Here is a 13,104-nt window from a genome sequence, read left to right as displayed (position 1 = left end):
GTGGGGCAGTGGGAACCGGTAGAATGGGGCGCATGACTATCTCCGAAACTCTGCCCGTTATCGCTATTGTGGGCCCGACCGGCACCGGTAAGAGTGCGCTCGCGATTGAGTTGGCTCTGCGCCTGAACGGTGAGTGCATTAACGCCGACTCCATGCAGTTCTACCGGGGCATGGATATCGGCACCGCGAAGGTCACCGCGGAGGAGATGCGAGGCGTTCCGCACCACCTGCTGGACATTATGGACGTGCGGGACGAGGCCTCCGTAGCGGAGTTTCAGGAGCGCAGCCGCGAGCTGATTGAGCAGATTCGCGGCCGTGGCCGCTACCCGATTCTGGTGGGCGGTTCGGGCCTGTATGTGCGCGCCGCCCTGGATAAGTTGGAGTTTCCCGGCACGGATGCGCGGGTGCGCGAGCGCCTCGAGGAGCAGGCGCGCACCGAGGGCATCGGGGTCCTGCACGCCCGCCTGGCGGAGGTCGATCCTGAGTCGGCTGCGCGCGTGAAGGATGAGCGCCGCATCATTCGCGCCCTGGAGGTGTTCGAGGTGACGGGCCGCCCGTTTTCTGCGTTCATGCCGGTGCGCGAGTACGTGACCGAGAGCGTGCAGATTGGTCTGGATATGGATCGTGTCCTGCTGCATGAGCGTCTGCACCGCCGCGTGGAGCTCATGCACGAGCGCGGCCTGCTGGACGAGGTGCGTGCCCTGAACGAGCAGGGATTGCAGGAGGGGAAGACCGCCTCCCGCGCGATTGGTTACGCGCAGTTTGCCCGCGCCCTTGAGGACGAAGACTACGGCGTGGAGCAGGCGATTGAGGACACGACAATTGCCACCCGCCAGTTCGCGCGCCGCCAGCTGACCTGGTTCAGGGGAGATGAGCGTGTGCACTGGTTGGATGCGCTCTCACCCACCCTTGCCGATGAAGCGGAAGCCATCATCCGCGAAAGCACCCGATAAGCCACAATAACGAGCCGCCGCCGAACAGATACCCCCTCGAACCGGTCGGCGCGGTAAAATCATAGACGGACAGGCCCCCGACGTTTAAGGACAGCATATGAGCGAGAACCCCTCCACCTGGGGCGAGCTGGCAGGATTGACCCTCACCAAGGGTCACGGCACCGGCAACGATTTCATCTTCGTGACGGATGAAAAGTCAGAGATTGCCCTCACCCCCGACCTGGTCGCCCGCGCCTGCGACCGCCACTTCGGTATCGGTGCGGACGGCTTCATTCGCGCTGCCCGAAGCACCTCTTCCCGCGGCGGCCAGAAGCTCCTCGAGGAATACCCCGACGCTGTGTGGTTCATGGACTACCGCAACGGTGACGGCTCCATCGCCGAGATGTGTGGCAACGGCGTGCGCGCCTTCGTGGACTACCTGCGCACCGAGGGCCTGATCGAGCTTGAGGTCGGCCAGACCGTGCAGATTGCCACCCGCGCCGGAGTGAAGACCGTCGCCCGCACCGAGGAAGGCTACGCCGTCGACATGGGCCCCTGGAGCTTCATCCACGGTGACGCCGCCCGCGAGGGAGGCGAGGACTGCCTGGTGTCCGCCCGCGGCCTGAAGACCCCGCGCGCCGGCCTGTCCATCTCGATGGGCAATCCGCACACTGTGGTCATGCTCGGCTCCGAGGGCAAGCTGGACGGCCTGGACCTGTACAGCCAGCCGCAGGTTAACCCCGCACCCGCAGATGGCACGAACGTCGAATTCGTGGTGCCGGTCGAGCTGGAAAATGACGGCAGCACCCACGTGGGCGCTATCCGGATGCGCGTGCACGAACGCGGTGTGGGCGAGACCCTCTCCTGCGGTACCGGCGCCTGTGCGGCTGCCGCAGCCACCCGGTTCTGGGGCGGCGAGGAGGCGCCGGACGAATGGCTCGTGCACGTGCCCGGCGGTACCCTGGCCGTCACCTTCGTGCTCGGCCCGGACGACCTCGAGCACGTGGTGCTGGCCGGCCCGGCGCAGATGGTTTCGACCGTGGTGCTACGCTAGGGGAACGAGCTAAGGTACTGCCCCGGAACCGGAGCGCGCAGAGACTTGATATAGAAAAGCGGCGGGTGTTTTCTGAGATCCTTTCAGAAAACACCCGCCGCTATGTCTTAAACGGTTGGCGACATTCGCCGAGCGGTTTTAGCCGGGTGGCTTTCGCCGGGCGGTTTAGGCCCCGTGGCGGTGCACCAGCAGAATACGGAAGCCCTTCGCCGTTGCGTAGCGCGACACCTCAAACTCGCCGGGGTACAGCTCCTCCAGCTTCGCATCCAGCCACTTCTGCAGCGAGTCGGAGCCGAGGTTCTTCTGCACCACCAGGTACGCGTCCCCCTCCGGGGCCAGGCGCGGCAGCCAGGTCAGCAGAATTTCGTGCAGAACCTCCTTGCCCACGCGAATCGGCGGGTTCGACCAGATGGTGTCAAAGCGCAGTTCGGGATCCACCGAGTCGGGGGTTCCCACGGTGACGTTCGGCAGCCCGAGCGCGGCGGCGTTGCGCTCGGTCAGGCTGATAGAGCGGGAGTTGACGTCCACCGCGTGTACCTGAGCCTGCGGGGCGAGCATCGCCAGGGTCAGGGTGATGGGGCCCCAACCGCAACCGATATCGAGGAGGCGCTCGCCGCGGGGTTCGGGGGCCTCCTGAAGCAGGATGGCCGTGCCCTTATCGATGCCGGAGGGGCTGAAAATGCCGTTGGCGGTGGTGACGGTGACCTTGCGGCCTGCCAGCTCCACCTGCACGGGGCGGGGCTTGAACTCCGTCTCGGGGGTCTCAGAAAAGTAATGCTGCTCGCTCATGCTATCCAGTGTACCGGGAGGCCCGCACCGGCCCGGTTCCCGGGGGGCAGAACGGCGTCCCGATCCCGCCTGACGCTCCTGGCCCGCACGGCCCAGCGTTCCTGGCCCGAACGGTGCTGTGCCCGCCTGCACGCCCTGAGCGCACAGGTGACCAAACCCCCTACCCGAGCGGGGCAACGGCGGTAGAATGGAAGGCGTATGACTTCTAAGAATAATTCCGTATCTGAGGCCGAGAAGTTGCCGAGCGACGAGCAGCTGCGCCGCACCGTGGACCGCGTTCTGGGCCGCTCCCAGTCCGCCTCCTCACTGACCACCTACGATGCCGCGGGCACCGCGCATCACGAGAGCGCGCCGACGCGCGGTAGCCGCCGCGTGCTCGACACCCGCGCGCGTGAAATTTCCGATGTTCAGCGTGAGCACTCCGAGTTCGATGGAGATCAGGAAGACCTCGCCGAGCGCCGCGCCCTGCGCCGAGTAGCTAACCTTTCCACCGAGCTGGAGGACGTCACCGAGGTCGAGTACCGCCAGCTGCGCCTGGAACGCGTGGTGCTGGCCGGCCTGTGGACCGAAGGCACCGTCGAGGACGCCGAAAACTCCCTGCGTGAGCTGGCCGCGCTGGCCGAGACCGCCGGCTCCGAGGTGCTGGACGGCCTGGTTCAGCGCCGCCTCAAGCCGGACCCGGGCACCTTCCTCGGCTCCGGCAAGGCCCTGGAGCTCAAGGACATCGTGGAGGCCACCGGCGCCGACACAGTGATTGTCGACTCCGAGCTGGCTCCCTCCCAGCGCCGCGCCCTCGAGGATATCGTCAAGGTGAAGGTCATCGACCGCACCGCCCTGATTCTCGACATCTTTGCACAGCACGCTAAGTCCCGCGAGGGTAAGGCGCAGGTTGAGCTGGCTCAGCTGGAGTACATGCTGCCGCGTCTGCGCGGTTGGGGCGCCTCCCTGTCCCGTCAGGCGGGTGGCCGTGCCGCCTCCGGTGAGGGTATCGGCTCGCGCGGTCCCGGTGAAACCAAGATTGAGATGGACCGCCGCCGCCTGCGCGCCCGCATGGCCAAGCTCAAGCGTGAAATTGCCGCGATGGCGCCGGCGCGTGAGACGAAGCGCCTGAACCGCCGCCGCAACCGCGTGCCCTCGGTGGCTATTGCCGGTTACACGAACGCCGGTAAGTCCTCCCTGCTGAACCGTTTGACCGACGCGGGCGTGCTCGTGGAGAACGCCCTGTTCGCAACCCTGGACCCGACCGTGCGCAAGGCGCAGACCCCCGACGGCATCGGCTACACCCTCTCCGACACGGTGGGTTTCGTGCGCTCGCTGCCGACCCAGCTGGTGGAGGCATTCCGCTCCACCCTGGAGGAGGTTGCCGACGCCGACGTCATCCTGCACGTGGTGGATGCCTCTCACCCGGACCCGGAGGGCCAGATTCGCGCCGTCCGCGAGGTCTTTGCCGAGGTGGACGCCCGCCACATCCCCGAAATCATTGTGTTGAACAAGGCCGACGCGGCCGACCCCTTCGTGCTGGAGCGGATGCGCCAGCGCGAGCCCGAGCACGTCATCGTATCGGCACGCACCGGCGAGGGCATCGAGGAGCTCAAGCAGAAGATTGCGGACACGATTCCGCGCCCCTCGATTGAGGTCAAGCTGCTGATTCCCTACAACCACGGCGAGATTATTTCGCGCCTGCACGAGTGGGACGCAGAGATTAAGAGCACCGACTTCGTATCGGACGGCACCTTCGTGACGGCACTGGTCCGCGAGGACGTCGCCTCGGACCTGGCCGAGTACGTGCTGGAGGGTGACCTGCTGGAGGTTCTGGAAGAGGAGCTGGCCGAGGCCCGCGCCCTCACCGCCGAGGCCGATAGCGCCGAGACTCGCTAGGAACCGATTAACGTGACGCAGAAGACGACGGGACGCACTAGCGCGCCCAAAAACGCCTCTGGGACTGTACCCGTAGCCGAGGGCACCCGATTCACCGGGCAGGAGCTTGAGACCCTGCCCGGTGCGAAGGATGCCCTGAACCTGCTCGACGAGGTTGTGGAGGCCACGGGCGGGCAGAAACGTGACGGTCAGCGCACGATGGCGGCGCACGTAGCGCAGGCCCTTGAACTGCAACGACATCTGCTCGTGCAGGCCGGCACCGGCACCGGTAAGTCTCTGGGCTACCTGGTTCCGGCTCTCGCTCGCGTGGGGGAGTCCGACCAGCCTATCGTGGTGGCTACCGCGACCCTGGCCCTGCAGGCACAGATCGTGAACCGCGATATTCCGCGTCTTCTGCAAGCACTGGAGCCGCGCCCGGAGTCGCAGGCGCAGGTGGCCCTGCTCAAGGGCCGCAACAACTACCTGTGCCTGCACAAGCTTGAGGGCGGCTACCCCGAAGAGGAACAGGATGCCCTCTTCGACATGCCTTCTTCGACCTCCCGCGTGGGCGAGGAAGTCGTGCGCCTGCGCGAGTGGGCTGACCGCACGGAGACCGGCGACCGCGATGAGCTCAAGCCCGGTGTGTCCGATCGCGCGTGGGCTCAGGTCTCGGTGAGCGCGGCCGAATGTCTGGGCCGCCGCTGCCCGCTGGTGGAGGAGTGCTTTAGCGAGATGGCGCGTAGTCGTGCCGCCGAGGCAGATATCGTCATCACGAATCACGCCCTGCTGGCCATTAACGCTTTCGAGGGTATGAAGGTTCTGCCCGAGCACGAGACCGTCATCATCGACGAGGCCCACGAGCTGGTGGACCGAGTGACCGGTGCGGTTTCCGGATCGCTGACCGTTGCGATGGTTCGCCGCGCCGCTCGAGGCGTGAAGAAACACTCTAAGGCCGATTCCGGGGCCCTGGAGATGGCCGCCGGAACCCTGGAAACCGCACTGGAGGGCCTGCCCGAAGGGCTGCTCAACGGCCTCGACGGTCGCCTGCTCACGGCCCTATCCGCGGTGAACGATGCGGCCCGCGCCGCGCTCTCCGATACGAAACCGGACGGCCAGGAGGCCGACGCCGGCCTGCAGATGGCCCGTTCCCGCGTCTCGGAGGTGCACGAGGTGAGCAACCGCATCCTGGAGGCTTCGGCTGAGCAGGATGTGCTGTGGGTTTCGCGTCAGGGCGGCTGGGAGAACGGCCGCTACGTGGCCGCCTCCGATACCGACCCGGCGACCCTGAATATCGCCCCGCTGAGCGTTGGCCTGCAGCTGCGCGACGGTCTGTTTGCCGACCGCACCGTAATCCTAACGAGCGCGACCCTGACGGTGGGCGATTCCTTCGATGTGGCCGCCGGCGCCCTGGGTTTGCAGGGGGAGGGGGCTCCCCGCTGGACGAGCATCGATGTGGGTTCGCCCTTCGACTACCGCAAGCAGGGCATCATGTACGTTGCCGGGGATCTGAAGCCCCCGGGATTTGGCGTGCACGAGGGCCAGCTGGAGCGACTTCGCGAGCTGTGCGAGGCGTCCGAGGGAGGTGCCCTGGGGCTGTTCTCCTCGAAGCGTGCAGCCGAGCGCGCCGCAGAGTATATGCGTGAGCAAAGCGATCTGAATATTCTTCTGCAGGGTGAATCCTCGCTGAAGGCCCTGGTGGAGGAGTTTAGCGAGGATGTTGACTCGTGCCTGTTCGGCACGATGAGCCTGTGGCAGGGCGTTGACGTCCCCGGAGACTCCTGCCGTCTGGTGGTGATGGATCGCATCCCGTTCCCGCGACCGGACGATCCGATTGCGCAGGCCCGCACGGAGTCGGTGAACCGTCACCGCGGTAACGGGTTCATGGCCGTCTCTGCGCATCACGCGGCTATCCGCATGGCGCAGGGCGCGGGTCGCCTGATTCGTTCGGTGAATGACCGCGGGGTCGTGGCGGTTCTGGATTCGCGACTCGCAACGAAGCGCTACGGCGGCTACCTGATGAGGGCCATGCCGCCGATGTGGCCCACCCAGAATAAGCAGGCCGTGGTGGGTGCGCTGGCCCGTCTATCGGAATCCATCGACAGGTAGCCCGTCTACCGTGTGCTGAGCGGGCCATCGTGTATTGAGCGGGCGGCGCGTTTTCCCCGCAGGGCTATTTCCCCGTAGAGTCAGAGAAAAGCCCCCGGCACTCGCAAACTTGCGAGTGCCGGGGGCTTTGTTCGTTATGGGCTTTGGAAGCGCTGAAGTCTCAAAGGACGTAGCTACCAGATCGGGGCGTTGGCGCCGGGAGGCATAGCACCCCATGATGCTCTCGCGAAGAGCGGGGATTAGAGGCTACGCAATACCGAAACAACCTTGCCCATGACGGTGGCGCGGTCACCCATAATCGGTTCGTAGCTTGCGTTGCGCGGCATGAGCCAGGTGTGGCCATCAACCTGGCGGAAGACCTTCACGGTGGCCTCATCGTCCAGCAGGGCGGCCACGATGTCGCCGTTGTCGGCGGTGTGCTGTTCACGCACGACGACCCAGTCGCCATCGCAGATAGCGGCGTCAATCATGGAATCGCCCTTGACCTTGAGCATAAAGAGCTTGCCGTTGCCGACCAGCTGGCGCGGCAGGGCGAGTACATCTTCCACAGACTGCTCGGCGGTGATGGGGCCGCCCGCGGCAATGCGACCGACGAGGGGGACGGGTACGAGGTCGTCCTCGCCAACCTCAAAGTTCGGAAGTTCAGGCAGGGGAGTGTGCATGCCGGCGCCGTTTTCGTCGAGCACTTCGATGGCACGCGGGAGCTTGGGATCGCGGCGAATGTAGCCCATATTTTCGAGTCGGCCAAGCTGATGGGTGACCGAAGAGAGAGACGCAAGACCCACCATATCGCCAATCTGGCGCATGGACGGCGGATAGCCCTTCTGTTCAATCTCGGTGCGGATCGCGTCAAGAATCTTCTGCTGGCGCGCGGTCAGCGCCGGGCGGGGTGCTGTTGCCATATCTCTTCCTTTGGTCTGTGTCGCCGAAGGCTGCTGTACCTTCGGCGGAGCACGGATGGGTTGTCCACGTGTTCGTCATACGGTGACGTATATCGCACGGCTTAGGTGAAACATACCCCTTATCTCGTCAGGGGTGGATTAGATTCTAGATCCGTCGCGAGTCACGCCCCGCCATGATGGAAATCATCACGAGCGTGTGGAACATCTCTTGACACAAGTGTAGAACACTCTACCGACAAATTCAAACAAATATACTAGATTTTTTCTTCGAAACCGGAGGAATTTTTAGTATGTATCTGCTAGACTTTAGAACACGGATTCGGATACAGTGGAAAACCCTCCCGATTTTCGGGGCGCAAACGGGGTATTCTCCATGTAATTCGAATACTCGTTCTGCCTTGCGGGTCTGGAAGGGGGTTGTCGAATGTTCGAGAGTATTCGAACGAGAAACCGAATGACCTTCCTTATGCCGAAGGGGAGTTCTGGGGAATGCGTCTGCAAGACAAAACCCCGAACGTTCCTTGACCCGACGTGTCGGGTCCCGGGCAGAAAAACGAACAACCACACTCAACTCACCCGCCGAGTCTCGAGAGAGCTGGCACCGTTCACCCCGGCGGATTACCGCGGGAGTGAGCTTGAGAGAAAGGAACCACAATTATGACCGCAGTTTCTTTGGCCCCTCACCGTGCCTCTGCGTCTGCTACCCTTCCGGAAGGTTTGGTGGTACTTCACCCCGCGCACGCACGGCAGTCCGCGCGCATCGCTCGAGGCTCCTCCCGTCGCGCATCCGCTCCTCAGTCTTCTGCCTCTCCGGCGCCCGTCCGCAGTGTCTCTCCCACCGCGGCGGCTGCTCGGCCTGTGGCCCCCTCCGCTCCGGTGAATGAACGCTCCGGTTCGGCGCACCTCTCCGGGCAGGGGAGGGAATCGTCTTCCCGCCGTGCGGGCCTTGTGCCCTCCGCTATCTCGGGTCTTCGCTCCCTATCGTCTCGCCTGGAACGCTTCAACCCCCTGCGCAATTTCAAGGGGCTGCCTCTGCTGACCCTGGCCGCGCTCGTGGTGCTGGGCGCCATTACCTTCCTCGGCCCTTCCTTCGGCCCCCGTGTTGAGAACGCATCGGCTACCCAAGCCACTGTGACCGTTAAGCACGGCGAGACACTGTGGGACATCGCCCAGTCGGTGAACCCCGGCGGTGATGTCCGTGATACCGTGGTGCGTATTATGGAGATGAACTCGCTGACGAGCACCGCTGTCGACGCCGGTCAGCGCCTCGAGGTTCCCAAGCCGCGCCACTAGGCAAAGCTGTCGAGGCGAGAGCTTCGGCTCACTCGTCAGCGGATTATGAATCGGCTACGAACCGCCTACCGCACTACTCAAGGAGCACGCGATGTCAACACCCTCTCAGTCCCATCAGGACGCGGTCTCCTCACCGCGCCCCGTGGTCGCCGTTCTGGGAGATTCCGGAACTCACGGCGCCATGGTAAAGCTTCTTCGGGATTCGGGTGCGGAGGTCATCGTCACCGCTGACCCGCATCAGCTCCGCGAGGCTGACGGCATGGTGGTTGCCGGTCCTGCCGGTTCCCTTGAGGCGTTCGACGAGCTAAAAGCCAAGGACGCTGAGCGCGTGATTGGGCGCCGCGTGGCCGGTGGCCGTCCGGTGCTCGCGGCCGGTGCCGCCCTGAGCTGCCTTTTTGAATCCGTCGCGGTGAACCACCCGCAGCTGGGCAGCGTGCAGGTTCAGGGTATGGGGGAGTGGCCCGGCGAGAGCGTGGAGCTTTCCACCCGGGGCCTGGTGCCCGGCTCCTCCGCGGTGTCCCCCTCGACCGGCAGTCGACTGCTCAAAGATATTGAGGGCGAGGCCCGTTTCAAGTCCGAGCACGGTGTTTTTGAGTGGGTCTTTGACCAGAGCATTGACTATATCGCTCCTCCCGCGGTGAGCTGGACGGCAACCGAACCTCCCTATATTGCCGCGGTGGAGAACGGCCCGCTGACCGCTGTGCAGTTCTGCCCGGTCGTATCCGGTGAGCTGGGTGCGGAATTTATGCGCCGCTGGGTTGGGTCCCTCGCGGTGACCGGCCGGCTGTCGCCTGCCGCGGGTGAATCCGCTACCGGTGGGGAGGAATCATAATGGCTAAACCCATCCTCGAACTTCTGCCGGCCGTCGATATTTCCGAGGGCTACGCGGTACGCCCTGTGGGCGGCACCCTGTCCGGTGGCGAGCAGCGTCTCGATCCGGTCAAGGCGGCGCTCACCTGGGTGAAGGCTGGCGCCCGCTGGATTCATCTGGTTGATCTTGACCTAGCCTTTGGCCGCGGTACGAATACGGATGTTCTGGCGGAGGTTGCCGCCGCCGTCCGTGCCGAGAGCGCCCGGAGCTCTGCCCCGGTTCGTATTCAGGTCAGTGGCGGTGTGCGTAATGCTGAGAGCCTGGAGCGAGCCCTGAGTCTCAACCCGGACCGCGTGAACGTGACCAGCGCGGCGCTGGCGGATTCTGCCTGGCTTGAAGGCACTCTGGCTCGTTACGCCGATTCTGATCTTCTAGCCCTGGGGCTCGACGCCCGTTACGACCCCGAGCGGGGTTGGGTGACGGTGGCTCGCGGAACCGACTGGTCGGGCCCCGAGGTGGCGGAGGCGCTGGCCTGGCTAGAAAGCGTGGGCGTGCGTCGCTATATCGTCACCGATGTGAGTAAGGATGGCTCGCTGGCTGGTCCCGGCGCGGAACTGCTCGATGAGGTGCTGGCCCAGACCGTCTGTCGGGTGGTGGCGTCCGGTGGCGTGGCGTCGCTGGCGGACCTTGAGAAGCTGCGCGCCATGGTGCCTTACGGATTGGAGGGCGTGGTGCTGGGCAAGGCGCTATACGTGGGGAACTTTAGCTTTGAGCAGGCACTCGAGGCCGCTGGCTCCCGCTAAATCTCTCCTTTCTAATAAGGCTGTCGGCTCCCGCCAGTCCGCGCAGAATATATGCAGAATACATACGGTAAAGCCCCGCCTCCTTCAACCGAGGGAGACGGGGCTTTACCGTGAATAGATTGGGGGCGACATGGTAGGCCGGCCGGTTCGAGAGATCGGTTTAGTACACCGGGCCGGTCAGCTTCTCGCCGGGGCCCTTGCCGGGCTCGTCCGGGAAGGGGGAAGCCTCACGGAATGCCAACTGCAGGGTGCGCAGGCCATCGCGCAGGGGTGCTGCGTGCTGGGAACCGATTTCGGGGGCGGCAGCGGTGACCAGGCCCGCCAGGGCGGTGATGAGCTTGCGCGCTTCATCGAGGTCCTTGAGATCGTCTGCGTTCTCGTCGGAGGCCAGGCCGCACTTGACGGCTGCGGCGCTCATCATGTGGATGGCCGCGGAGCTAATGATTTCGATGGCGGGAACGTCTGCAATATCGCGCAGCTGCTCATTAACGGCCTCGACCTGCTCCTCGGTGAGCTCGGTGTGGCCGTGGACGGGGGTTTCTTCTCCCGCGGTAAAGCGGAAGTTATTGTTTTCAGTGCTCATAACCCTAGAATCTCACATTTCGTTTATTTCGGTAAATGCGTCCTTAAGAGTGGGTGCTTCTGTGGACTTTCTGGGGGAGCCCCCGCAATTTTTATGGTGTTTTGCGTCTATTTCCTTGCGTCTGTCGGGGATTCTGCGGTATGGTTGTAGGCAGTTTGCAAGTGGAGCATGCCTCCCACCCGGTTGACCGCCGCAGGCGTTTGTTTGCGAGTTTTGAGGTGAACGGGTTCGTCCGCCGATTTCGGCGTACGCTGGTTTGTGCCTCCGCTTGTGTAACTGCGGGGGCTTTTTAGCGCCCGCAACGGATAGTATTCACGGGGAAACCCACAGAGCACAGGAGCTAGTCATTAGCGAACCACGCATTAACGATCGTATCCGCGTTCCCGAGGTCCGACTCGTCGGCCCCGGTGGCGAGCAGGTAGGCGTTGTCCCTCTGAAGGACGCTCTGCGCCTGGCTGAGGACGCCGAACTCGACCTGGTCGAGGTTGCCCCGAACGCGAAGCCGCCCGTGTGCAAGCTCATGGATTACGGCAAGTACAAGTACGAAGCCGCAATCAAGGCTCGTGAATCCCGCAAGAAGCAGGCTAATGCCGTTCTGAAGGAGATCCGTTTCCGCCTGAAGATTGATACCCACGACTACGAAACCAAGGTTGGACACGCTCGTCGTTTCCTTTCCGGTGGTGACAAGGTCAAGGCAATGATTCAGTTCCGTGGTCGTGAGCAGCAGCGCCCCGAGATGGGTGTGCGCCTGCTGGAGCGTCTGGCGGCTGAGCTGGCCGAGGTGAGCACCGTTGAGTCTCGCCCCCGTCAGGATGGCCGCAACATGGTGATGGTTCTGGCTCCGCTTCGCGGTAAGGCAGAGGCTCGCCGTGAGCAGGGCGCCGGCGGTCGCAAGGGTCGCGAGCGTATTGACACGACCAAGGCGAAGCCCGTAACTAATTCTCTGGCAGACGCTATGCCTGCCGAGCTGAAGGCACAGGCTTCCGCCGAGTAGGGAACCGGGTCGTCACTTTAGGATGGGCACGCGCCTCCACCGCTCGGTGGGTGTTGCGGGTTCACCCGGTGCCGGTTCCGAGGCACCTCGCGAGGGGTGCCTCACCTTTGGTCCTTGGGGCTGATGCGTTCGCGTACGCAACCCCACTAAGCTACCCCGCCACTGTGGCGGGGGATGAATGTAAGGAGAACGGCAGCTATGCCGAAGCAGAAGACCCACTCTGGTGCTAAGAAGCGCTTCAAGCTCACCGGTAGCGGCAAGGTTAAGCGCCAGCAGGCGAACCGCCGCCACTACCTGGAGCACAAGTCCTCTCGTCTGACCCGTCGTCTGGCTTCTGACCAGATCGTTACCGGCGGCCAGGCAAAGGTTGTCAAGAAGATGCTGGGTAAGTAAGCAACGCTTACTCTCTGCACCTGGCGCACCGATAGTGGTGCGTACTGATTAAAGACTCGCTCCTGTTCAGCGTGATATGTGAGCTGTTCAGGACATAAGACGAAGGAGACACACGTGGCACGTGTGAAGCGCGCGGTTAACGCGCACAAGAAGCGCCGTACTATTCTCGATCGTGCATCCGGCTACCGCGGTCAGCGTTCTCGCCTGTACCGTAAGGCTAAGGAGCAGGTCACTCACTCGCTGGTTTACAGCTACGACCACCGTCGTAAGAAGAAGGGTGACTTCCGTCGCCTGTGGATTCAGCGTATCAACGCTGCTTCCCGCGCACAGGGCCTGACCTACAACCGCTTCATCCAGGGCCTGAAGGCTGCTGGTGTTGAGGTTGACCGCCGTATGCTGGCTGAGCTGGCTGTTAACGAGCCCGCTGCCTTCAACGCACTGGTTGAGATTGCTAAGAACAACCTGCCCGAGGACACCTCGGCTCCCAAGGCTTAATTAGCCTAGGTTGTGTTCTTACCTCGAAGATCTAGGTTCGGGGTAGGATGCTTAAGCGTCGTGAGCGGCCGTCTGCACTTTTGAGTGTGGGC

General features: G+C 63.7%; 13 protein-coding genes. 10 read left to right on the top strand and 3 right to left on the bottom strand.

Features of this window, described 5'->3' with window-relative positions:
- The first annotated feature begins 32 nt into the window (after positions 1 to 32).
- Both miaA and dapF read left to right on the top strand, forming a co-directional pair.
- Positions 33 to 953 carry a tRNA (adenosine(37)-N6)-dimethylallyltransferase MiaA gene (gene miaA / locus HMPREF2630_RS00340; RefSeq protein WP_049344411.1) on the top strand — a complete coding sequence of 307 codons (921 nt, stop codon included), beginning with the start codon at positions 33 to 35 and terminating at the stop codon, positions 951 to 953.
- A gap of 97 nt (positions 954 to 1,050) precedes the next feature.
- A complete protein-coding gene (dapF, locus tag HMPREF2630_RS00335; RefSeq protein ID WP_049344416.1) occupies positions 1,051 to 1,986 on the top strand; it encodes a diaminopimelate epimerase in 936 nt (311 codons plus the stop codon).
- A gap of 165 nt (positions 1,987 to 2,151) precedes the next feature.
- Here the strand turns inward: dapF and HMPREF2630_RS00330 are convergent, their stop codons facing one another.
- Positions 2,152 to 2,775, bottom strand: a complete 624-nt coding sequence (locus HMPREF2630_RS00330) for a class I SAM-dependent methyltransferase (protein WP_049332745.1) — start codon at positions 2,773 to 2,775, stop codon at positions 2,152 to 2,154.
- A 198-nt stretch (positions 2,776 to 2,973) separates the two neighbouring features.
- Between HMPREF2630_RS00330 and hflX the strand changes: the two genes are divergently transcribed.
- Positions 2,974 to 4,653: a GTPase HflX gene (hflX, locus tag HMPREF2630_RS00325; protein ID WP_070482792.1), complete on the top strand. Its 1,680-nt coding sequence runs from the start codon at positions 2,974 to 2,976 to the stop codon at positions 4,651 to 4,653.
- Positions 4,654 to 4,665: 12 nt separating this feature from the next.
- Positions 4,666 to 6,738 carry an ATP-dependent DNA helicase gene (locus tag HMPREF2630_RS00320; protein ID WP_070482790.1) on the top strand — a complete coding sequence of 691 codons (2,073 nt, stop codon included), beginning with the start codon at positions 4,666 to 4,668 and terminating at the stop codon, positions 6,736 to 6,738.
- 239 nt (positions 6,739 to 6,977) lie between these two features.
- Here the strand turns inward: HMPREF2630_RS00320 and lexA are convergent, their stop codons facing one another.
- The gene (gene lexA / locus HMPREF2630_RS00315; protein WP_049332741.1) at positions 6,978 to 7,640 is read right to left on the bottom strand and encodes a transcriptional repressor LexA; all 663 of its coding nucleotides are present in this window, start codon (positions 7,638 to 7,640) and stop codon (positions 6,978 to 6,980) included.
- 720 nt (positions 7,641 to 8,360) lie between these two features.
- On the opposite strand from lexA, the gene HMPREF2630_RS00310 reads away from it, so the two are divergent.
- From HMPREF2630_RS00310 to HMPREF2630_RS00300, 3 genes are all read left to right on the top strand, one after another.
- Positions 8,361 to 8,933 carry a LysM peptidoglycan-binding domain-containing protein gene (locus HMPREF2630_RS00310; protein ID WP_246822715.1) on the top strand — a complete coding sequence of 191 codons (573 nt, stop codon included), beginning with the start codon at positions 8,361 to 8,363 and terminating at the stop codon, positions 8,931 to 8,933.
- Positions 8,934 to 9,024: 91 nt separating this feature from the next.
- On the top strand, positions 9,025 to 9,765 hold the full coding sequence (locus HMPREF2630_RS00305; RefSeq protein WP_049344425.1) for a type 1 glutamine amidotransferase family protein: 741 nt from the start codon (positions 9,025 to 9,027) through the stop codon (positions 9,763 to 9,765).
- A complete protein-coding gene (locus HMPREF2630_RS00300) occupies positions 9,765 to 10,547 on the top strand; it encodes a HisA/HisF-related TIM barrel protein (RefSeq protein WP_049344427.1) in 783 nt (260 codons plus the stop codon). The genes HMPREF2630_RS00305 and HMPREF2630_RS00300 overlap by 1 nt, the downstream gene beginning before the upstream one ends.
- Before the next feature lie 160 nt (positions 10,548 to 10,707).
- Here the strand turns inward: HMPREF2630_RS00300 and HMPREF2630_RS00295 are convergent, their stop codons facing one another.
- Complete coding sequence (locus tag HMPREF2630_RS00295) at positions 10,708 to 11,130, bottom strand: DUF1844 domain-containing protein (protein ID WP_049332734.1); 423 nt, start codon at positions 11,128 to 11,130, stop codon at positions 10,708 to 10,710.
- A gap of 268 nt (positions 11,131 to 11,398) precedes the next feature.
- Between HMPREF2630_RS00295 and infC the strand changes: the two genes are divergently transcribed.
- The 3 genes from infC (at position 11,399) to rplT (ending at position 13,012) form a co-directional block, all read left to right on the top strand.
- Positions 11,399 to 12,124, top strand: a complete 726-nt coding sequence (gene infC / locus HMPREF2630_RS00290; protein ID WP_371326325.1) for a translation initiation factor IF-3 — start codon at positions 11,399 to 11,401, stop codon at positions 12,122 to 12,124.
- A gap of 198 nt (positions 12,125 to 12,322) precedes the next feature.
- The gene (rpmI, locus tag HMPREF2630_RS00285) at positions 12,323 to 12,517 is read left to right on the top strand and encodes a 50S ribosomal protein L35 (RefSeq protein ID WP_004006287.1); all 195 of its coding nucleotides are present in this window, start codon (positions 12,323 to 12,325) and stop codon (positions 12,515 to 12,517) included.
- Between the two features lie 114 nt (positions 12,518 to 12,631).
- A complete protein-coding gene (gene rplT / locus HMPREF2630_RS00280; RefSeq protein WP_005507127.1) occupies positions 12,632 to 13,012 on the top strand; it encodes a 50S ribosomal protein L20 in 381 nt (126 codons plus the stop codon).
- The last annotated feature ends 92 nt before the right edge of the window (positions 13,013 to 13,104 follow it).

It is taken from the genome of Rothia sp. HMSC072B03 (assembly GCF_001809565.1).
In the GTDB taxonomy this organism is placed as follows: Bacteria; Actinomycetota; Actinomycetes; order Actinomycetales; family Micrococcaceae; genus Rothia; species Rothia mucilaginosa_A.
This window is presented reverse-complemented; position numbering and strand designations above follow the sequence as displayed.

Coding starts and splice junctions, on each gene's coding strand:
- HMPREF2630_RS00295 (WP_049332734.1), bottom strand. CDS start 11,130: ATGAGCACTGAAAACAATAACTTCCGCTTTACCGCGGGAGAAGAAACC.
- HMPREF2630_RS00330 (WP_049332745.1), bottom strand. CDS start 2,775: ATGAGCGAGCAGCATTACTTTTCTGAGACCCCCGAGACGGAGTTCAAG.
- dapF (WP_049344416.1), top strand. CDS start 1,051: ATGAGCGAGAACCCCTCCACCTGGGGCGAGCTGGCAGGATTGACCCTC.
- miaA (WP_049344411.1), top strand. CDS start 33: ATGACTATCTCCGAAACTCTGCCCGTTATCGCTATTGTGGGCCCGACC.
- rpmI (WP_004006287.1), top strand. CDS start 12,323: ATGCCGAAGCAGAAGACCCACTCTGGTGCTAAGAAGCGCTTCAAGCTC.
- HMPREF2630_RS00305 (WP_049344425.1), top strand. CDS start 9,025: ATGTCAACACCCTCTCAGTCCCATCAGGACGCGGTCTCCTCACCGCGC.
- HMPREF2630_RS00300 (WP_049344427.1), top strand. CDS start 9,765: ATGGCTAAACCCATCCTCGAACTTCTGCCGGCCGTCGATATTTCCGAG.
- lexA (WP_049332741.1), bottom strand. CDS start 7,640: ATGGCAACAGCACCCCGCCCGGCGCTGACCGCGCGCCAGCAGAAGATT.
- hflX (WP_070482792.1), top strand. CDS start 2,974: ATGACTTCTAAGAATAATTCCGTATCTGAGGCCGAGAAGTTGCCGAGC.